Genomic DNA, 19,660 nt, shown 5'->3' on the forward strand with positions numbered 1-19,660 from the left:
CCGTGGCACGCTACGAATCGCTGATCGAGACCCTCGGCAACACCCCGCTGGTGGGTCTGCGCACGCTGTCGCCGCGGTGGGACGGTGACGACCACGTGCGGCTGTGGGCCAAACTCGAGGACCGCAACCCGACCGGATCCATCAAGGACCGCCCAGCGCTGGCGATGATCGAACAGGCCGAGGCCGACGGGACGCTGCGGCCGGGCTGCACGATCCTCGAACCGACCAGCGGCAACACCGGTATCTCCCTGGCCATGGCGGCCAGGCTCAAGGGTTACCGCCTGATCTGCGTGATGCCCGAGAACACCTCGGTGGAGCGGCGTCAGCTGCTGACCATGTACGGCGCCGAGATCATCAGCTCGCCGGCCGCGGGCGGCTCGAACGAGGCAGTGGCGCGGGCCAAGAAACTCGCGGCGGAGAATCCCGACTGGGTGATGCTGTACCAGTACGGCAATGCGGCCAATGCCCTCGCGCACTATCGCGGGACGGGTCCGGAGATTCTCGCCGATCTGCCGGAGATCACGCATTTCGTGGCGGGACTCGGCACCACCGGCACCCTCATGGGCACTGGGCGATATCTGCGCGAACAGGTCGCCGAGATCGATATCGTCGCCGCCGAACCACGCTATGGCGAGTTGGTGTACGGGCTGCGCAATCTGGACGAGGGATTCGTGCCGGAGTTGTACGACGAATCCGTGCTGACCTCGCGCTTTTCCGTCGGTCCCTATGACGCGGTGCGCCGCACCCGCGAATTGGTCTCGCAGGAGGGTATTTTCGCGGGCATCTCGACGGGAGCGATCCTGCACGCGGCGCTCGGTATCGCGGGCAAGGCGCTGAAGGCGGGCAAGCGGGCCGATATCGCGTTCGTCGTCGCGGACGGCGGGTGGAAGTACCTGTCGACCGGGGCATACGACGGGACGCTGGAAGAGGCCGAGGATCGTTTGGACGGGCAGCTCTGGGCCTGAGCTGCTTGTCGTGGGGGCGCAGTACTCTCGTAGGTGCGAGGTCCGGTATCCGGATCCATCAGCTCGGGCCCCGCGAGGAGGTACCGGTTATGACTACCCCGATGGGTTCGTCCTTCGATCCCGATCGTGTCGCGGGTCTGCGCGCGGGGCTGGAACGGTCGTCCGGGGCGCGCTCCTCGGGTGCGCTGAACGTGCTGTGGCGGCGGGCGATCGTGTGGACGGTCGGGTTCGTGGTGCTGCTGTACGCCATTCAGGGCGTGAACAGCGTCACCGGGTACGCCCTCGATCGTGATGCCGGGATCCGGCCGCGCAGTCTCGCCGGGCTGGACGGCGTCGTATTCGCTCCGCTGCTGCACGGGAGTTGGCCGCATCTGCTGGGCAATACGCTGCCGGTGGTCGTGCTCGGGTTGCTGACCCTGCTCACCGGGATCGGGCGGGGGCTGGTCGCGACCGCGATCATCTGGGTGGTGAGCGGGCTGGGGGCCTGGCTGATCAGCGCTGGCAATTCGGTGACAATCGGTGCGTCGGGGCTGGTGTTCGGCTGGCTGATCTATCTGATCCTGCGTGGGGTGTTCACGCGCAACGTCTGGCAGATCGTGCTCGGGGTCGTCGTGGGATTGCTGTACGGCGGAATACTGCTGGGCGTGTTGCCGGGGCAGCCCGGAATCTCGTGGCAGGGCCACCTTTTCGGCGCGGTGGGTGGAGTGATAGCCGCGTGGGTACTCTCCGGTAATGAACGTCGTCTTCGCCGGGGCGGCACCCCCGGCCGCCTGCCCTCGGCCGGGTGAGCGCGCGACCCGTCCGACCAGGGGGACCGTTACTTGACGAGTACTGCAACGTGGCAGCATGAGGGTATGCGCCTAACCGTTCTCGGGTGCTCGGGCAGTGTGTCCGGCCCGGATTCTCCCGCGTCGGGGTATCTGCTCACCGGCCCGGAGATGACTCCGACGGTGATCGACTTCGGTCCTGGCGTACTGGGCGCATTGCAGCGGCACCTGGATCCCGGTGAGGTCGACGTCTTCCTGACCCACCTGCACGCCGACCACTGCCTGGATCTTCCCGGCCTGCTGGTGTGGCGGCGCTTCCACCCGAATCCGCCGAGCGGTCAGGCGATCGTGCGCGGTCCAACGGATACCTCCCTGCGCATCGGCAACGCGTCGGCGGAGGTCGGCGGCGAATCCGATGACTGGTCCGATGTGATCGATATGCACGTGTGGAAAGAAGGCGAGCCCATCGAGTTCGCCCCCGGGCACACGGTGACGGCACGCCGCATGTTCCACCCGCCGGAGGCGTACGGTCTGCGGATCACCACCGCGTCGGGGCGCGTTCTGGTCTACACCGGCGACACCGCGCTGTGCCCGGCGGTTTTCGAACTCGCGCAGGGCGCGGACGTGTTGCTGTCGGAGGCGTCGTGGACGCACGATCCGGCCAATCGTCCCGAGGGCGTGCATCTGTCCGGCGCCGAGGCCGGAATGATCGCCGCGAAGGCCGGAGTGGGTGAGTTGCTGCTCACGCATATCCCGCCGTGGACCTCCCGCGAGGATGTCATCGCCGAAGCGAAGGAGCAGTTCTCCGGGGCCGTGCACGCGGTGTCTCCCGGCGAGGTCATCGATATCGACTGAGTTCCCCACAATGCCGGACCGGCCGAATGTCACTGTCATTCGGTCGAGCCGGGCAAGGGCGGTCTGCGGCCGACGCGGGCTGCGGTGTGCGGGCTGCGGTGTGCGGGACGATGGGGTGAAATCTTCCAGAATGACGGTGCATTAGGCTGCTGGCTGTGTCGAGACGAGCCGATGGCAGGGCGGACGATGAACTCCGCGAGGTCCGGATCACCCGGGGATTCACCACGCACCCAGCGGGATCGGTGCTGGTGGAATTCGGGCAGACGCGGGTGATGTGCACCGCGAGCGTCACCGACGGCGTGCCGCCGTGGCGCCGCGACTCCGGATTGGGCTGGCTGACAGCCGAATACGCGATGCTCCCCGCGGCCACGCACACCCGCAGCGGCCGCGAGTCGGTCAAGGGCAAGGTCGGCGGGCGCACCCAGGAGATCAGCCGGTTGGTCGGCCGTTCGCTGCGCGCCTGCATCGACCTGGCCGCGATCGGCGAGAACACCATCGCCCTGGACTGCGATGTGCTGCAGGCCGACGGCGGCACCCGCACCGCCGCCATCACCGGCGCGTATGTCGCGCTGTCCGATGCGATCACCTACCTCGGCGCGGCCGGCCGCCTGGCCGATCCGCAGCCCATCTCGTGCATGATCGCCGCGGTCAGCGTCGGCGTGGTCGACGGCCGGGTGCGTCTGGACCTCCCGTACGAGGAGGATTCGCGCGCCGAGGTCGATATGAACGTCGTGGCCACCGATACCGGAACCCTGGTCGAGATCCAGGGCACCGGCGAGGGCGCCACCTTCCCGCGCTCCACCCTGGACAAGCTGCTGGACTCCGCGCTGGCGGGCTGTGAACAGCTGTTCGCCATCCAGAAGGAGGTTCTGGCGCAGCCGTATCCGGGCGTGCTGCCCGAGCCGGAGAAGCGTAAGTAATGCGGCGGGTGCTGGTCGCCAGCCGCAACGCCAAGAAGCTCGGCGAGCTGCGGCGGATCCTGGCCGACGCCGGGATCGAGGGCCTCGAGGTGGTGGGCCTGAACGAGGTGCCGCCGTACGAGGAGGCCCCCGAGACCGGCGCGACGTTCGAGGAGAATGCCCTGGCCAAGGCCCGCGACGGGGCCGCGGCCACCGGATTGGCCTGTGTCGCGGACGATTCGGGCATCGCGGTGGACGCCCTGAACGGTATGCCCGGTGTCCTGTCGGCGCGCTGGTCCGGTCGCCACGGCGACGACGCGGCCAACAACGAGTTGCTGTTGGGCCAGCTGTCCGATGTTCCCGACACGCGTCGCGGCGCCCGCTTCGTCTCGGCCTGTGCCCTGGTCGCCGACGGCCGCGAGGTCGTCATGCTGGGCGAATGGGCGGGGCACGTCGCCCGCAAGCCCGCGGGCGATGGCGGATTCGGTTATGACCCGCTGTTCGTTCCCGACGGCGGCACGGTCTCCGCGGCCGAACTCACCCCCGCCGAGAAGGACGCCGCCTCTCACCGCGGCCGTGCCCTGAAGGCACTACTACCCGCATTGGCCGCCCTCGTGAAGTAGCGCCGTCTGTCACTCGCCCATGTACAATATTATGTACATGGAGGTGGAAGATGAAGATCATGACTATGTCGGAGTCTCGCGCTGCGTACGCCGCCACGCTTGATGCGGTGATCAACGATCAGGAGGAGGTCGTGATCACCCGGCCAGGCAGCGAGAATGTGGTGATGATTCCGCAGCGTGAGTACGAATCGCTGCGGGAGACGGCGTATTTGCTGTCCAGTGCAGCCAACGCTCGGATCCTCACACGACGTATCGCCGAGCTGCGCGATGGCGTCGGCGAGCGTCATGAACTGCTCGAGGACGAGGCAGAATGAGGAAGATTACCTTTCACCCCGATGCGTGGGAAGAGTATGTGTATTGGCAGCGTGAGGACCGTCAAATACTCAAACGCATCAACCAGCTTGTGAGCGACACCTGCCGGAACGGCAATGAGGGCATCGGAAAGCCTGAGCCGCTCAGAGGAGATCTGAGTGGGTTCTGGTCGCGGCGAATCACTCAGGAACATCGCCTCGTGTACTCGATCACCGAGGAGGATGTGGTGATCGTCTCCTGCCGGTTCCATTACGGACGCTGAGTCCCGGCGAAAAGAGCGCAGCGATCAGAAGTCGTACTTCTGCTTGAGTTGCTGGGCGTTCTTATGCTCGACGAAGAAGGACAGCAGGGGGATGGTGCCGGCCAGGAGGGTGCCGATCGTGCGGGCGACGGGCCAGCGGACCTTGACCGCGAGGTCGGCTGTGACGATCAGATAGACGAAGTAGACCCAGCCGTGGACGACCGCGATCCAGTTGGGGGTGTGCACGCCGAAGCCGTACTTGACGATCATCTCCGCGCACAGCAGCAGCAGCCAGCAGCCAGTGGCCCAGGCCAGCGCGCGATACCGCAGGAACGCCGGGCGGACCTTCGCCGGGGCCGTCGCGGGGCGCGCAGGGGCGGCGGTGGCGGTTTCGGTGTTGTCGCTGGCGGTCAACCGGCGCTCCTCTCGCTCTCGCGGGCATCGAGCCCGGCGTCGTGCATCTGTTCGTGCAGGTCCCGGGCGTTCAATTCGGCCAGGTAGTGATTGTATTCGGCGAGCACCGGGTCGTCGTCGCGTCGCGCGGTCGGCCGATCGGGCAGGATGCCGTCGGGAATCTCGCGCTGCACAACACGTTTGGGCGCCTTGGGGTGTTCGGGATCTTCCTGCTCGTCGGACTCTGTCTCGAGTCGCACGAACCGGAAGTACGCGAACACCACGAACCCGGCGAACAGCGGCCATTGCAGCGCATAGCCGAGGTTCTGCCCTGTCCCGGTCGACGACTGGAACCGGCCCCACTGCCACCAACCCAGTAACAGACAGGTCAGCGCGGCGAGGATCACCAGGATGATCAGGGCCGGGCGGCGGTGTGGAGCGGACACGCCTACTACGGTACTCGTCTACTACACGATCCGTAGAGGTAGGGCCGACCGGGTCAGAACTTGTAGGTGACGCCGGTCAGGCGTTCGGACTCGTCCCACAGTCGCCGCCACAGATCGCGGTTCTGGGACAGTGCGCTCGAGGGCGAGACCTTGACCGGCCCCTGGCTGCCGAACAGGCGGGTCGGACCCCAGTAGACGGTCGGGTCGGCGTCGGGCGTGGTCGCGGCGAACAGGCTGGAATGCGCGGCGTGGGCGGGCGAGTGGCCGATGATCGCGATGGCGGGCTTGGCGATTTTGTCGACGATGGTTTCGGTGCGGGTGAACAGATCCGTTGCCGAGACCCCTGGATGCACGGCGTACGAACGTTTCGGGGATCCGGCCTCGGACAGCCGGCGCTGCAGTTCGCGGGCGAACATCAGATTCGAGAGCTTGGCCTGCGCGTAGGCGAGATTGCGCTGGTAGCGGCGGTGCTCGTAGTTCAGGTCGTCGATCCACAGCTTGGGGGTCTGGCGGTGCGCGATGCTGGCCAGGGTCACCACGCGGTCGCCGATCCGGTCCAGCAGCAGTCCGGTGAGCGCGTAATGGCCCAGATGGTTGACGCCCCACTGGGTTTCGAAACCGTCCTTGGTGCGCGAATACGGGATGTTCATCAGCCCGGCATTGTTGATCAGCACGTCGAATTCGCCGGAGCGCTCGGCGAACGCGCGGACCGAGGACAGGTCGGCCAGATCCAGGGCCGATACCGACACGTCACCGTCGATGCCGTCGGCGATCTGCTGGGCGGTGGTGGTGTTGCGGCAGGCCATGATCACGCTCGCGCCCTTGGCGGCCAGCACCTTGGTAGTTTGTTTGCCGATTCCCCCGTTGGCCCCGGTGATCACGAACCTGCGCCCGGTGAGGTCGGGAATTTCGCTGGGCTTCCACGCCATTGCTCAGACCTTTGCTGGAGGTGTTCGACAGCGCGTGCTGCCTCGGTGACAACCTTACTTCAGAGTAAGTTGCGGTGGTAGTGCGCGGTGTGTGATGCGCAAAAAACGGATGCCGATAGATAGCCATAACTGCTACGGATGGCGTATTTCCGTGTCTACCGGCCGAAAAGGAGAGTTACCGCACATACTGAGCTAATGACCGGTGCCACGGCAGTTGCCGATTCCCCCGCGCCCGTGAGTTCCGCCCGGGCCAATATCGTCTTCGTCACCATCGTTCTCGGCATGCTCATGGCCGCGCTCGACCAGACCATCGTGGCCACCGCGCTGCCGACCATCGTCGACGACCTCGGCGGCGCCGGGCATATGGCCTGGGTGGTCACCTCCTATCTGCTCGCCGAGGCCATCGCGACCGCGCTGGCCGGAAAACTCGGCGACCTGTTCGGCCGCAAGCTCGTATTCCAGCTCAGCGGCCTGATCTTCATCATCGGCTCGATGGTTTCCGGGCTCGCGAACGGCATGCTGCTGCTGATCATCGCGCGCGCCATCCAGGGCATCGGTGCGGGCGGGCTGATGGTGACGGCGATGGCGCTGATCGCCGATGTCATCCCGCTGCGTGAGCGCGGCAAATATCAGGGCGCGCTGGGTGCGGTCTTCGGCGTCACCACCGTCGTCGGGCCGACACTGGGCGGGCTGTTCACCGACCATGCGAGCTGGCGGTGGTGCTTCTACGTCAACGTGCCGATCGCGATCATCATGATCGTCGTTGCGGCGCGGGCGATTCCGCATCTGGGCGCGGTGGTCCGGCCGATCATCGACTATGCGGGCATCGCACTGGTCGCGCTCGGTGTGGCCTGCCTGATCCTCGGGCTCGAATGGGGCGGCCAGCAGTATCCGTGGGGCTCGGCGACGATCATCGGACTGTTCATCGCGGCGGTGGTCCTGCTGGCGGCCTTCGTCTTCGTCGAATTGCGGGCCGCCGAGCCTATGCTGCCGATGCGTCTGTTCCGCAGCAACGTCTTCACCGTGTGTTCGATCCTGTCGTTCATCGTCGGGTTCGCGATGCTCGGCGCGATGACGTATCTGCCGTCGTATCTCCAGTACGTCGACGGCGTCTCGGCGACCGTCTCCGGACTCCGGACGTTGCCGATGGTCGTCGGCCTGTTCGTCACCTCGATCCTGTCCGGTCAGATAGTCGGAAAGACCGGGCGCTACAAGTATTTTCCGGTCGTGGGCACTGCGGTGATGGCCGTCGGCCTCGGCCTGATGTCGACGATGGGGCGTGGCACCGGCATCTGGCTCGAATCGTTGTACATGCTGATCCTGGGCTTGGGCATCGGTTTGTCCATGCAGGTGCTGACCATCGTCGTGCAGAACACCGTGCCCTATTCGGATCTGGGTACCGCGACCTCCGGGGTGACGTTCTTCCGCACGCTCGGAAGCACATTCGGCACCGCCATATTCGGCACCCTCTACAACAATCAGATCGGGCCGAATCTGCGCGAGGCGCTGGCCAAGGTGCCCGGTGTGCCGGCGGCGGCCGCGCAGAGCCCGCAGGCGCTGCGCAAACTGCCCGAGGCGCAGGCGAATCCGATCATCGACGCGTACGCCACCTCCATCGAGTACGTGTTCCGGTGGGTGGTGCCGGTGGCGGTCGTGGGATTCCTGGTCGCCTGGCTGCTGAAGGAGGTGCCGCTGCGCGACAGCATCCGTGGTGAGGCCACCGATGTGGGCGGCGGGTTCTCGGTGCCGGAGTCGCCGGATCGTGTTGTACTGCTGGAAAGTTCGTTGTCCAGCCTGATGCGCAGGATGCGCGCCAGCGAGAAGGTTCCGGCGCCGCTGGTCCAGGCGGTCGCCGACACCCGGCTGACCCGCGATCAGCTCTGGGCGATAGGACAGGTGCAGTTGCAGCGCCGGGCGCGGGGCGAGGCGACGCTCGAGGCGATCGCACGGTCGCATTGGATGCCGCCGGAGGTGCTGGAACCGGTGTACCACAAGGCTGTTCAGCTCGGTACGATCGAATTCGACGGTACGCAAATATATCTGACCGATTCCGGTCGAGCCGAGGCGGATCGGGTCAAGGCGGCGTGGCGCAGCTGGGTGTGCACCCAGATCGACGACTGGAACTGCTCGAATCCGGACGATCGGGCGCTGTTCGATCAGGCCCTGGACAATATCGCCGCCAAACTGCTGGACGAGTCCGATCGGCCGCAACTGGCGGCCGCGCCGGTCTGACGCCGTTGTTCCCCCGTGCTTTCGGCGGGAATCTACGTGCAGTGCACAGAGTTGCGGTGGATCGCGGCCAAAGCACGCCGGGATGACGGGACTTGCTGGGGTGGCAGGTTCGCCGGGAGAGGGTTCGCCGGGAGAGGGTTCGCCAGGGACGACGGCATGCCGTCGTCCCCGGCGAATCGCGTTTACGCCCTGGTCAGTTCGGCCCGCTCGTTCACCGGAGCGGCCCAGTCGATGGTGTAGCTCTGCTCGCGGACCATGATCTCCTCGAACTTGCTCGTCTTGGCGAACAGGGGCATGACCAGCGGCATCATCCGGCGCATCACCGGCCCGAGGGTCTTGGTGTGGTTGATCTTCGCGCCGCGCGCGGCGATCCGCTCGACCCGAGGCCGCCGGATCCGCTCATAGGCGGCGAAAGCCGTTGCCGGATCGTTGAAATCGCGCAGGCAGCGGGCCAGCTGCACGGCCGATTCGATGGCCTGGGATGCGCCCTGGCCGGTGCTGTTGGACGGGGCGTGCACTGAGTCGCCGACAAGCACCATCCGGCCGCGGTACCAGGTCGGCACCGGCGGCATGATGTGCAAACCACCCACGCAGACCAGGTTTTCGGGCTTGGTGTCGCGGACGAAGTCCCCGCCGGGCGAATCCTCGCCGTAAGTGTCCAGCAGAATCCGCAGCCATTCCTCGTTCGGCACCCTTCGGGCCTCCGCGGTGCTCAAGTACTGCTTGTACGGCAGGTTCACACCCCAGCCGACCCGGCCGTCGGGCATGGCCGAATACAGGTAGTAGGCCTTCTTGCCGAAGGTGAAGTACATCGTTTCCGGGGGTACGTCGAATGCGGATTCGGTGTATGCCCCGAAGCCGAGCATTCCGGTGTAATCGGCGGCGGGCGCGTTCGGGTCGATGAGCGTGCGCACCGTCGATTTGATGCCGTCCGCGCCGATCAGGATGTCGGCCGTGGCGCTGGTCCCGTCGGCGAAGTGCGCGGTCACGCCGTCGGGATGCTCCTCGACGCGGACCAGGCGCTTGCCGTACTCGAACCGAATGCCCGCCGCGACGGCGTGGTCGTGCAGCACCTGGTGCAGATCGCTGCGATCGATGATCTGCAGCGGTTCGATGCCGGTGAGTCCGGGCATCTCGACCGTCTTGTGCCCGAACGCCATCGCCATGGTGGGCATCGGCAGGGCGACCCTGCGCAGTGCGTCGCCCGCGCCGATCACGTCCAGGGCGGCCAGGCCGTTGGCGGCGAAGCCCAGGGTACTGCCGATGTTGTAGGCCGGGCCCGGATAGGCCTCGTAGACGGCGGCCTCGATTCCGGCCATCTGCAGTGCGGTCGCGGCGACAGGTCCGGCGACGCCGCCGCCGATGATGAGTGCGGTCCGTGTTGTGGACATGGCTATTTTCCCTTTGTGAATGGTTGTGGATGCCTCGTCCGATCCATTCGCAGGGAGCCCCGTTATCCTGAAGTCGCTGAACTTGGGCCGGTTCGCCTGTGCGGATGCGGTTCGAGACGGTGATTCGATCGGGTCCGGTCGGGTGTTGCCGCACCTGGCCGGGCCTGGTTTCGTCGCGTACCTGACAGGTGTCAGGTCGGTTTTGTGAATTCCCCCCTCTCCACCATCTTGATGGCTTCTTGTACATCGAGGTTTTCGCTGGTCACTCGGCGCCACATGTCGATGTCGGGGAAGGTGCCCGACGACAGATCGGCACGCAGGGCACGCACCCATTCGATCTCGGCCTCGAGCATCGCTATGCCGAATTCGGCCTCGATGAGGAACAGCCGGGGTACCACGGTGCGATATTTGTCGCTCTCGGCGCGGGCGGCCGTGATTCGTTCGGTCAATCGCTCCAACCGCCGCCCCAGCAGGGCATTCACCTCGTCCGGTGGGAGCGCGGCGGCGATGCCGAGCCCGGCCACGAACGGATTGTGGGTCGGCTGGGGTGTGCTGAGCAGCTCCCTGGTCCAGTCCAGGGCCTCCTCGCGGCCTGCGGGAGTGATGGCGTAGATGGTGCGCTCGGGGCGCGCGCCGTCGCGTTCGCTGCCGGTGATCTCGAGGAAACCGTGCTTTTCCAGGTTCTGCACCACCGTGTAGAGCGAACCCCACTTGATGTCCATATCGCGGTCTTTACCGCGCTCACGCATCACGGCCGCGATCTCGTAGCGATGCATGGGCCGTTCGAACAGTGTGGACAGCACGGCCAGCGCCAACAGGTTGTTGACCTTGCGCTTTGTTGCCATGGTGTCCTCCTCGGTCCGATTGCTCGCTTACGAATATACGTCTACGAGTATTCGTGCACAAGTACCTTTGAACGCCTGACTTGTCGGGGGTTCTTGTTGACCGCTGGCGCTCGGCACCGCGACGGACTGCCGGCTCGTCAGGACCGCAGGCTCCAATACACTCGGGTGCGGGGGTGATCGGTTCGAGCGGCGAGGTGGGCCGGTGGAGCACAGTACCGAGGGCGGGCTGGATCTTGTGCAGTTGCGGACCTTTCTCGCGGTGTATCGCGCCGGGTCGGTGACCGCGGCGGCCCGGCTGGTGGGGTTGTCCCAGCCCACCGTGACCACGCAGTTGCAGACGCTCGAACGGCGGATGGGCAGACAGCTTTTCGAGCGGCTGCCGCGCGGGGTCACGCCGACCCACGCGGCCGACGAGCTGGCCGCGCGGCTGGCCGGGCCGATGGACGCGCTCGAGGCGATCGCCGGTGGGGGAGTGCAGGTTCCGACCACGCAGCCGCCGGTGCAGCTGGGTGGTCCGGCCGAAATGCTGGCCGCGCTGGTGCTGCCCGCGCTCGCGGCGCTGGTGGCTCAGGGGGTGCGGCTGACCGTCACCAGCGGGCTCGCCGAGGATCTGCTGGCCGGGCTGCGCACCGGGCAGTACGACCTGATCGTCTCGGTCGTACGTCCGCGCGGGCGCACGGTGCATACCGAGACGCTGATGGACGAGGAATTCGTGCTGGTCGCCGCGCCGGATGTGGCCAAGGGGCTCGATACCGACCGTCTGCGCCTGGACGGACCCGCGGCCTTGGGCTCGGTGCCGCTGCTGAGCTATGCGGCCGATCTGCCGATTCTGCGGCGGTACTGGCGACACGTGTTCGACACTCGCCTGGACGCCGAGCCCGCGGTGGTCGCGGCCGATCTGCGCGCGCTGGCTGCCCTGGTCGTCGCGGGTGCGGGGGTCAGTGTATTGCCCCGCTATCTCATTGCGGCACAGCTGGATTCGGGTGATCTGGTAGCGCTGCTCGCGCCCGATGACCCGCCGATCAATACCGCGTTCCTGGCCCGGCGGATCGGCGCGCCGGCCCGCCCGCACGTGGATCTGGTGCGCGAGGCACTGCTCGGCGTCGGGCGCAGCTGGTGACCCTAGAGATTCGCGGCACGCTCGCGCAGGATTGCGGCGGTGGCCTCGTCGGCGGGCAGGAATGCCTCCAGGTGCAGCTCGGCCAGGGTGATGTCGGTGGCGGTGGCGAACGAGGTGAGAGTGGTGATGAGCCGCAGTTCGCCGGAGTCGCTGTGTAGGCGCAGCGGGACCGCGAAGCCGAGGTAGCCGGGGCCGAGTTCGGCTGGCGGGAGGTAGCCGTCCAGTTCGGCGATGAGTTCCTCGAGCTCGGGATCGGGGCTGATCCGCACCTTGTTGCGTAGGGCCTCGGTCACGTGGCGACCCCATTCGGGCAGGTTGATCACGCGCCGGGCCAGACCGTCCGGGTGCAGGGTGAGGCGCCGGACGTTCACCGGTGGTCGCAGTAGTTCGGGTGCGCAGCCCTCGATGAACAGTGTGAACGCCGCATTGGCCTCCAGCAGTGTGCCGTGCCGGTCCACGACCAGTGCCGGATAGGGCATGTGGCCGTCCAGGATCGCTCGCAGTGCGGTCCGGATCGGCTCCAATTCCGTTGTTTCGAAACCGGATTCGCCGAAGATCGGCGTGTATCCCGCCGACATCAGCAGTGCGTTGCGCTCGCGCAGCGACAGTTGCAGCGATTCGGCCAGCCGCACCACCATGGCCCGCCCGGGATGGGAGCGGCCCTGTTCGAGATAGCTGAGGTAGCGCTGGGTGGTGTCGGCGCGGATCGCGAGATCGAGCTGGCTCCAGCGCCGCAGTCCGCGCCAGCGCCGCAGCTCACGGGCGAAACCGTGCTCGGTCTGGGCTACCGTCATAGTGCCCATGATCGACGTCGCGGGGCGGCCACGCCATACCCTCGAGGGAATCGCGTGGCCGCGGTCGGATGAGCACACTCGGTGGCATGAATGACAGTGCATACCACCTTGTTCCGGAACGCGGAGTGGACGGACTGACCGTCCGGGAGCAGGCGCCGCCGACGCCCGGACCGGGGCAGGTCGTGGTTCGGGTGCTGGCGGCCTCGCTGAACCGGCGCGATCTGATGTTGATGGAGGGCAGCTATCCGCTGCCCGCGCGGCCGGGTGTGGTCCCGCTGTCCGATGGTGTGGGCGAGGTGATCCTGGTAGGCGACGACGTCACCCGCGTCGCGGTCGGTGATCGGGTCAGTTCGACCTACTTCCTGCACTGGGTCGACGGGCCGCAACGGCTCGCGCGGGTCCGTGAGCAATTCGGCGCCACGTACGACGGCTGGCTCGCCACATATGTTGTGCTGGATGAGGATTCGATTGTCGTGCCACCCGCGCATCTCACCGACGCCGAGGCCGCGAGCCTCACATGTGGCGGCGTCGTCGCATGGAAGGCGCTCACCGGTCCGGTGCCGCTCACGGCCGAGGCGACGGTGCTGACCGTCGGCACGGGCGTGGTCGCGCTGTTCGCGGTGCAGTTCGCCAGGATGCACGGCGCCCGGGTCATCTCCATCACCTCGACGCCGGACAAGGCGAAACGGCTGCGCGAACTCGGCGCGGACCTCGTGGTCGACCGCACCGCGACCCCCGACTGGGAACACGCGGTAGCGGACGCGACCGGGGGCGACGGCGTCGACCATGTGGTCGATGCCGTCGGCATGCCGACCCTGCCGAAATCCGTCGCCTCCGCCGCATTCAACGCGAACATCACGCTCATCGGAGCCTTCCCGGCCACCGAGCCGATCATCGACGTCTTCGGTGGGCGATATCTGTCGATCCGCAGAATCGCCGTCGGCAGCCGCACCGACTACGAGGCGATGAACCGTGCCATCGCCGAACACGGGATGCGCCCGGTCGTAGATCGGATCGTCGATTTCGCGGACGGAGTCGAGGCATACCGGTACTTCCGCGATGACAACCCCTTCGGGAAAGTGGTGATCGCCCAGTCGTGAACGCGGCCGGGTGTTGGTCGTTACAGTGGGCCGGGTGAGGATCTTCGTGGCGGGTGCCAGCGGTGTGCTGGGCATCCGATTGACGCCGATGTTGATTGCCGCCGAATGTGTGGTGGCGGGGATGACTCGTACGCCGGAGAAGGCCGGGATGCTTGCGGAGTTGGGCGCCGAGCCGGTGGTGTGCGACGTATTCGACGCCGCCGCGCTGGAGCGGGCGGTGCGGGAGTTCGGGCCGGACATGGTCATGCATCAGCTCACCGATCTGCCCGATCGCGCCGAGGATTTGCCCGCCGGGCGGAGCGCGAATGCGCGCATGCGCAGGGAGGGCACCGCGAATCTGATCGCCGCGGCGCAGGCGGCGGGTGCGAAACGTTTTCTGGCGCAGAGTATCGCGTGGGAGACGGGCGGCGAGGGACAGGCCGCGCAGGAGTTCCTGGAGCAGGAGGTCCTCGGCATCGGCGGTGTGGTGCTGCGCTACGGGCAGTTCTACGGTCCCGGGACGTACTACCCGGAGGGGGAGAACCAGCCCGAGCCGCCGCGTATCCACGTCGACGAGGCCGCGGCCCGCACGGTGCTGGCGTTGGATTTGGCCAGCGGCATCTATGCGGTGACCGACGACGGGGCCACCGATTTCGAACCGGTGAGATAACAGGGTTGTCGCAACTGAAGAACATGCGCGTCAAACTGTCCAGTTCGTGAATTATTTCGGTAACGTGCCCGGTGAATGGGCTTTCGGATCAGCAGTGCTTCTGGTGAACGAAAGGTTCCGGCTATGGCGTCACCGAATAGCGAGCAGCAGAGCGGGCCGCCGGACGGCGAGGGTTTCGCCGCTCCGCGGATGGCACTCGTCGCGGCCGCGGCGGTCGTTGTCGTGATCGCCGCGGCGATCGGGGTGCTGTTCTACACATCGAGCAAGGACGTCGCGGTCACGAATCCCTCGCCCGTCGCGAGCACCAGGATCGTCGGCCCGGCCGACGTTCCGATCGCGCCGCCCGGTGCGCCGCAGCCGCATACCGAGGGGCAGGACTGCTCTCACGACTACATCGCCATGCGGTGGCAGCAGCGCAACGGCCGATGGGTCTGCGCGGCGCCCGGGCTGGTCAGCAACGACCATCGGGTGGGCGACGACTGCTCGCACGACGACATCGCCGCGCGGTGGGTGATCGGTCCGGGACCGGCCTGGGCGTGCGTGCCGCGGGGCCAAGGGGATGCGGGCGCGCCGACCCCGCCTCCGGCTGCGCTGGGACCTGTTCCGGCACAGCCGCGACCCGGGCAGCCAGGTCCGGCGGGGACTCCGCCGCCCGCGCCCGTGCCGCCCGCGCCGCCTGCGGCCGCGCCGGAACTACCAGCGCCGGAGCCGCCATCTGCGCCTGAACAACAGTTCGTGCCCGAACCCCCGCCTGCGCCCGCGCCGCCACCGCCCGCGCCGGAACCTCCTGCGCCGCCGCCACCGTTCGGGCTGCCGCCGTTCCAATTGCCGGCATTGCCGTTCCCGCCGCCGCCACCGCCGCGTTAGTGATGGGCGGTCCTACTGGTCGGACCCGTCCGAGAACACACAGGGATTGCGGCCCTGCGCCTCGATGCCATCGGCCGCCGTGTCGTCCGGCCGATTGGCTGGTGCGGGGCGGCCGGGTGATCGGATCCGCGGCGCGGATAGGGTGCTGGGGTGCCTCGTGAACTCGCCGATCTGCCGTATGCCCGGTTTCTCGAAGCATTCGACGGTCAACCGCAATCCGACTCGGATTACGAGGGTGTGCACATCGACGGTGTCACCTTCGACGCGCTCGAGGTCAGCGGGGTGCGGTTCACCGAATCCGCGTTGACCGCGGTCGAATTCGCCGGTGGTGTGCTGCGCTACGGCCGGTTCGAGGATGTCTGGTCACGGGGGGTGCGCTGGATCGGATCGAACCTGGGCCAATCCGGCTGGCGGGACGCGGAATTCGTGGAGTGCGCGCTGTCCGGGGTGGAGGCGGTCGGCGCCGAGCTACGGCGGATTCGGTTCGAGGGATGCAAATTCGATTCGGTGAACTTCCGCAACGCCACGCTGCAAGACGTGACCTTCACCGATTGCGTGCTGCGCGACACCGATTTCGCCGAGGCCACACTGCGCCGGATCAGTTTTCCCGGGTCCCGGCTCGACGGAATCACCCTGCACGGCGCGAAGTTGCACGATGTCGATCTGCGCGGCGCCGCCACCCTGGATCTGAACGCGGGTATCGATGCGTTGAGGGGCGCTGTGGTCAACACCCCACAACTCATGGATCTCGCACCGGCATTCGCGCGGGCCGCCGGAATTATCGTGCGCGACAACTGAATCAGGCGGATACCGGCTCGCTGCGCCGGACCGGGACCGGGAATCCGGGCAGCCGGCGGCGCACGAACGGGATCAGCAGGTGGATCAGCGGCCCGATGCCGAAGGCGTAGACGACGGTGCCCACCCCGACGCTGCCGCCCAGCAGCCACCCGGTGAGCAGCACTGTGGCCTCGATCGACGTGCGGATGGGCCAGACGGACCAGCCGGTCCGGGCAACCAGTCCAGTCATCAGTCCATCGCGTGGGCCCGGCCCCATCCCGGCGCCGATGTACAGCACGGTGGCGACGGCGTTGAGCAGCACGGCCGCGATCATCGCCCCGATCTGCAGAATCAGACCGTGCGCATGCGGCAGCCAGCGCAGCCCGTTGTCGACCGACACCGCGATCACCACGACATTGCTCACCGTGCCCAGTCCGGGCCGCTGCCGCAGCGGTATCCACGCCAGCAGCACGGCGACGCCGGTGATCGCCGTGACCGTGCCGAAGCTGACCGGAATATGCCGTGCCACGCCCTGGTGGAAAACGTCCCAGGGATCCAGTCCGAGCCCGGCCCGGATCATGACGGCCATCGAGAACCCGTACATCCACAGTCCGGCATACAGCGCGAGCAGGCGACGAAACAGCATGAGGATAGATTGCAGGATAATTGGACTGTTAATACAGGGCCACTTCTGGATTACTGGACTGTTCGGGGTTCGCCACCGCATCGGCGGAAAACCAGTCGCGTCGCACCGCACATGACCGATACCCTGCCAACTATGCGGACCTCGACGTATTTCGTGTGGTGGCTGCCCTGACGGGCGGCCCATTCCCGCATCTTCCCACCATCGCGGCCGCCCACCGGGCGGCCGTTTCGCATGCGTGCGGGCGGTGGTCCGGCTGGGCGGCCCACCCCGAAAGGACACCCCATGACGCGGCGTATCACCGGCTTCACCCCCTCGGGTGAGCTGCATCTCGGCAACTACTTCGGTGCGATCGAACCTGCCGTACGACGGCAGATCCCCGGCGAGAGCATCGTGTTCGTCTCCGATCTGCACGCCCTGACCATCGACCATGACCCGGCCGAGGTTCGCAGGCGCACACTGGAATTCGTGACCCTGCTGCTGGCTGCCGGGCTGGACGAGCAACGCACCCTGTTCCTGGTGCAGTCCCACGTCCCCGAACATGCCGAGCTGCACTATCTGCTGGAGTGCGTCACCGGATACGGCGAGGTGCACCGGATGATCCAGTTCAAGGAGAAATCCCGGCGACAAGAACAGATCAGGGTGTCGCTGCTGACCTATCCGGTGCTGATGGCCGCCGATATCCTGCTGTACGACGCCGGGGAGATCCCGGTCGGCGACGATCAGCGCCAGCACGTCGAACTCGCCCGCGACATTGCCGAGCGATTCAATGCCGCCTATGGACGGGTGTTCACCGTGCCCCGCATGGTCAATCCGCCGATCGCGGCACGCGTCATGGATCTGGTCCGGCCTGCGGACAAGATGAGCAAGTCGGTGGCGAGCCCGGGATCGGTGCGTCTGCTGGATCCCCCGGATGTGGTGCACCACAAGGTGATGCGTGCGATCACCGATGCCGGCCGCACGGTCGGATACGATCCGGTGACCCGGCCCGGCCTGGCCAATCTGCTGACGATCCTGGCGGCCTGTACGGGTGACGACCCGGGCCGGCTGGCCGAGGAGTTCACCGGTTACCGCGAGCTGAAGCAGGCCGTGACCGACGCCGTTGTCGCCGTGCTGGAGCCGATCCAGCACCGCTACGCCGAGCTGAGCCGGGATCCGGGCATCGTGCGCAAGGTGTTGCGGGACGGTGCGATCGAGGCCAGGATGCTCGCGGGAACGAAGGTGGCCGCGGCGAAGCGAGCGATCGGGCTGCTCCCCGAATGAGGGCCGAGGCTACGGGAGGTGCGGGCCCGGACTGGCGTGTGGAGGATCTATAGGCCGGACACGCCCGCCACCTGGCCGATGCCATAGGTCACCGCCATCGCCAGGGCGCCGCCCACCACGACCCGGAGCACCGCTCGGCGCGGGTTGCTGCGGCCGAGGCGGGCGCTGATCGAGCCGGTCAGGATCAGTGCGATCAGGACCGCGACGAAGGTCACCGGGATCCGCCAGGACACCGGCGGCAGCAGGATCGCCAGTATGGGCAGCAGCGCACCGATGGTGAACGAGATCGCCGAGGACCCCGCGGCCTGCCACGGATTGGTCAGATCGCTCGGGTCCAGCCCCAATTCGGCCTCGGCATGGGCGGTGAACGCGTCGTGGGCGGTGAGTTCGTCGGCGACGAGGCGAGCGGTCGCGGGCGACAGTCCCTTGCCCACGTAGATCTGCGCGAGTTCGGTCAGTTCGAAATCGGGCTCGTCGCGCAGTTCCCGGCGTTCCTTGGCCAGTAGCGCCCGCTCGCTGTCGCGTTGGGTACTGACCGAGACGTATTCGCCCGCCGCCATCGACAGCGCGCCCGCGGCCAGCCCCGAGATGCCGGCGGTCAGGATCGCCGAGGTGGTGGTCGTCGCCGCCGCGACGCCGACCACCAGACCGGCGGTCGACACGATCCCGTCGTTCGCCCCGAGCACCCCGGCCCGCAGCCAGTTCAGCCGCGACGCCAGCCCGTTGCCGTGCGGTTCGTGCGGATGCGCCTGGTTCTCGGAGGTCGCGGCATTCTCGTCGGTCTCGTCCACGAGGAGCACACTAAACCTGAACACATTGCCCGGTTCGTAGGTTCATCCCGTGCCGTCGGCGCTGACTGTGATCACGTACGAGTCTCGATGCTCGTCGAGGAAGCGGCGGAGTTCGGCGACGGAGGTGGCGGGGAAGCGATCATTCTCGCGGGGTTCGGATGCGGCGAGAATCTCCTCGTGCAGTACGCGGTCGAGCAGAGGCAAGTTGTAGACCGGGGTCGTTCCACGAAGGAACAGCAGCGAGTCGACCCGTTCCGCCGGGCCGTCGGGGTGGTCGGAATAGACGTCTGTCCGGCCGAGCGGCAATCGAGGGCATTGGTCGACCAGATCGTCCACGACGGATTCCTTCGAGTTCCACCAGCGACGAGCCTCCTGATCCGACACTGGGTCGCGGACGGCCACGAGAAAGACCTCGACGACGAATTCGTCCGCTGGCAACGGATTCCTGCCTCCTGCCGTCGTCATGGGAGCATCCGGGTGGCACCGACCAAATTCTGGCCGACCGGAGTCCACGGGTTCGGATCCGGGCACACGGGCCGCAGTGGCGGCACTGCGGTCCGGGCGCCGGACACGCGGGCTCGGTAGCATCCGGGTCGTGAATCCTGTCGTCGCGCGTGTGATGTCTACTCTGGCCGATCAGCTCGGGAACCCGCACGGGTTGTTGGGTAAAGGGGTCGGCGCGATTCTCAATCGCGGGAATCGGCCTCTGATTGCGGAGTGTGTCGAAGCGGCGGGGGTTGCGGAGGGGGGTGCAGCGG

Annotated in this window: 23 protein-coding genes; 14 read left to right on the plus strand and 9 right to left on the minus strand. The window is 67.0% G+C overall.

The window, feature by feature from the left end:
- Positions 1-2 precede the first annotated feature (2 nt).
- From JZ791_RS29675 to JZ791_RS29705, 7 genes are all read left to right on the plus strand, one after another.
- Positions 3-965, plus strand: a complete 963-nt coding sequence (locus JZ791_RS29675) for a PLP-dependent cysteine synthase family protein (protein ID WP_216898750.1) — start codon at positions 3-5, stop codon at positions 963-965.
- 89 nt (positions 966-1,054) lie between these two features.
- Positions 1,055-1,753: a rhomboid family intramembrane serine protease gene (locus JZ791_RS29680; protein WP_254206522.1), complete on the plus strand. Its 699-nt coding sequence runs from the start codon at positions 1,055-1,057 to the stop codon at positions 1,751-1,753.
- Between the two features lie 66 nt (positions 1,754-1,819).
- Positions 1,820-2,587 carry a cyclic nucleotide-degrading phosphodiesterase gene (locus JZ791_RS29685; protein ID WP_216898752.1) on the plus strand — a complete coding sequence of 256 codons (768 nt, stop codon included), beginning with the start codon at positions 1,820-1,822 and terminating at the stop codon, positions 2,585-2,587.
- Between the two features lie 155 nt (positions 2,588-2,742).
- On the plus strand, positions 2,743-3,507 hold the full coding sequence (gene rph, locus JZ791_RS29690; RefSeq protein ID WP_216898754.1) for a ribonuclease PH: 765 nt from the start codon (positions 2,743-2,745) through the stop codon (positions 3,505-3,507).
- Positions 3,507-4,109, plus strand: coding sequence for an RdgB/HAM1 family non-canonical purine NTP pyrophosphatase (gene rdgB / locus JZ791_RS29695; RefSeq protein ID WP_216898756.1), 603 nt, complete (start codon positions 3,507-3,509; stop codon positions 4,107-4,109). The genes rph and rdgB overlap by 1 nt, the downstream gene beginning before the upstream one ends.
- A gap of 50 nt (positions 4,110-4,159) precedes the next feature.
- The gene (locus tag JZ791_RS29700; protein WP_216898758.1) at positions 4,160-4,423 is read left to right on the plus strand and encodes a type II toxin-antitoxin system Phd/YefM family antitoxin; all 264 of its coding nucleotides are present in this window, start codon (positions 4,160-4,162) and stop codon (positions 4,421-4,423) included.
- A complete protein-coding gene (locus JZ791_RS29705; protein ID WP_216898760.1) occupies positions 4,420-4,683 on the plus strand; it encodes a Txe/YoeB family addiction module toxin in 264 nt (87 codons plus the stop codon). Before JZ791_RS29700 ends, JZ791_RS29705 begins: the two co-directional genes overlap by 4 nt.
- A 24-nt stretch (positions 4,684-4,707) precedes the next feature.
- Here the strand turns inward: JZ791_RS29705 and JZ791_RS29710 are convergent, their stop codons facing one another.
- From JZ791_RS29710 to JZ791_RS29720, 3 genes are read right to left on the minus strand one after another with little or no spacing between them, the layout of a single operon-like run.
- Positions 4,708-5,076 carry a DUF3817 domain-containing protein gene (locus JZ791_RS29710; protein ID WP_216898762.1) on the minus strand — a complete coding sequence of 123 codons (369 nt, stop codon included), beginning with the start codon at positions 5,074-5,076 and terminating at the stop codon, positions 4,708-4,710.
- Positions 5,073-5,501, minus strand: a complete 429-nt coding sequence (locus tag JZ791_RS29715; RefSeq protein ID WP_216898763.1) for a transcriptional regulator — start codon at positions 5,499-5,501, stop codon at positions 5,073-5,075. The genes JZ791_RS29710 and JZ791_RS29715 overlap by 4 nt, the downstream gene beginning before the upstream one ends.
- Before the next feature lie 53 nt (positions 5,502-5,554).
- On the minus strand, positions 5,555-6,430 hold the full coding sequence (locus JZ791_RS29720) for an oxidoreductase (RefSeq protein ID WP_216898765.1): 876 nt from the start codon (positions 6,428-6,430) through the stop codon (positions 5,555-5,557).
- Between the two features lie 195 nt (positions 6,431-6,625).
- Between JZ791_RS29720 and JZ791_RS29725 the strand changes: the two genes are divergently transcribed.
- Entirely contained in the window at positions 6,626-8,662 is a 2,037-nt protein-coding gene (locus JZ791_RS29725) for an MDR family MFS transporter (protein WP_216898767.1), read from the plus strand.
- Positions 8,663-8,844: 182 nt separating this feature from the next.
- On the opposite strand, the gene JZ791_RS29730 is transcribed toward JZ791_RS29725, so the two are convergent.
- Positions 8,845-10,053, minus strand: coding sequence for an FAD-dependent oxidoreductase (locus JZ791_RS29730; RefSeq protein WP_216898769.1), 1,209 nt, complete (start codon positions 10,051-10,053; stop codon positions 8,845-8,847).
- A gap of 191 nt (positions 10,054-10,244) precedes the next feature.
- Positions 10,245-10,898 (minus strand): PadR family transcriptional regulator, encoded by a 654-nt coding sequence (locus JZ791_RS29735; protein WP_216898771.1) that lies wholly within the window; start codon positions 10,896-10,898, stop codon positions 10,245-10,247.
- A 202-nt stretch (positions 10,899-11,100) separates the two neighbouring features.
- Here JZ791_RS29735 and JZ791_RS29740 point away from each other — a divergent pair, with 202 nt between their 5' ends.
- Positions 11,101-12,018 carry a LysR family transcriptional regulator gene (locus JZ791_RS29740; protein WP_308163151.1) on the plus strand — a complete coding sequence of 306 codons (918 nt, stop codon included), beginning with the start codon at positions 11,101-11,103 and terminating at the stop codon, positions 12,016-12,018.
- 2 nt (positions 12,019-12,020) lie between these two features.
- Here the strand turns inward: JZ791_RS29740 and JZ791_RS29745 are convergent, their stop codons facing one another.
- Entirely contained in the window at positions 12,021-12,812 is a 792-nt protein-coding gene (locus tag JZ791_RS29745) for a helix-turn-helix domain-containing protein (RefSeq protein WP_254206524.1), read from the minus strand.
- A gap of 86 nt (positions 12,813-12,898) precedes the next feature.
- Between JZ791_RS29745 and JZ791_RS29750 the strand changes: the two genes are divergently transcribed.
- From JZ791_RS29750 to JZ791_RS29765, 4 genes are all read left to right on the plus strand, one after another.
- Positions 12,899-13,912: a zinc-dependent alcohol dehydrogenase family protein gene (locus tag JZ791_RS29750; RefSeq protein ID WP_216898775.1), complete on the plus strand. Its 1,014-nt coding sequence runs from the start codon at positions 12,899-12,901 to the stop codon at positions 13,910-13,912.
- A 34-nt stretch (positions 13,913-13,946) separates the two neighbouring features.
- On the plus strand, positions 13,947-14,561 hold the full coding sequence (locus JZ791_RS29755) for an NAD-dependent epimerase/dehydratase family protein (RefSeq protein WP_216898777.1): 615 nt from the start codon (positions 13,947-13,949) through the stop codon (positions 14,559-14,561).
- 123 nt (positions 14,562-14,684) lie between these two features.
- Complete coding sequence (locus JZ791_RS29760) at positions 14,685-15,428, plus strand: hypothetical protein (RefSeq protein WP_216898779.1); 744 nt, start codon at positions 14,685-14,687, stop codon at positions 15,426-15,428.
- 150 nt (positions 15,429-15,578) lie between these two features.
- Positions 15,579-16,226 (plus strand): pentapeptide repeat-containing protein, encoded by a 648-nt coding sequence (locus tag JZ791_RS29765; protein WP_216898781.1) that lies wholly within the window; start codon positions 15,579-15,581, stop codon positions 16,224-16,226.
- Between the two features lies 1 nt (position 16,227).
- Here JZ791_RS29765 and yczE read toward each other — a convergent pair whose 3' ends face one another.
- A complete protein-coding gene (gene yczE / locus JZ791_RS29770; protein WP_216898783.1) occupies positions 16,228-16,851 on the minus strand; it encodes a membrane protein YczE in 624 nt (207 codons plus the stop codon).
- Between the two features lie 282 nt (positions 16,852-17,133).
- On the opposite strand from yczE, the gene trpS reads away from it, so the two are divergent.
- Positions 17,134-18,111, plus strand: a complete 978-nt coding sequence (gene trpS, locus JZ791_RS29775; protein WP_216898785.1) for a tryptophan--tRNA ligase — start codon at positions 17,134-17,136, stop codon at positions 18,109-18,111.
- A gap of 47 nt (positions 18,112-18,158) precedes the next feature.
- On the opposite strand, the gene JZ791_RS29780 is transcribed toward trpS, so the two are convergent.
- Positions 18,159-18,902, minus strand: coding sequence for a VIT1/CCC1 transporter family protein (locus tag JZ791_RS29780; RefSeq protein ID WP_216898787.1), 744 nt, complete (start codon positions 18,900-18,902; stop codon positions 18,159-18,161).
- Positions 18,903-18,944: 42 nt separating this feature from the next.
- Entirely contained in the window at positions 18,945-19,367 is a 423-nt protein-coding gene (locus JZ791_RS29785; RefSeq protein WP_216898789.1) for a hypothetical protein, read from the minus strand.
- Between the last annotated feature and the right edge of the window lie 293 nt (positions 19,368-19,660).

It is taken from the genome of Nocardia alni, from assembly GCF_019038435.1.
Classification (GTDB): domain Bacteria; phylum Actinomycetota; class Actinomycetes; order Mycobacteriales; family Mycobacteriaceae; genus Nocardia; species Nocardia alni.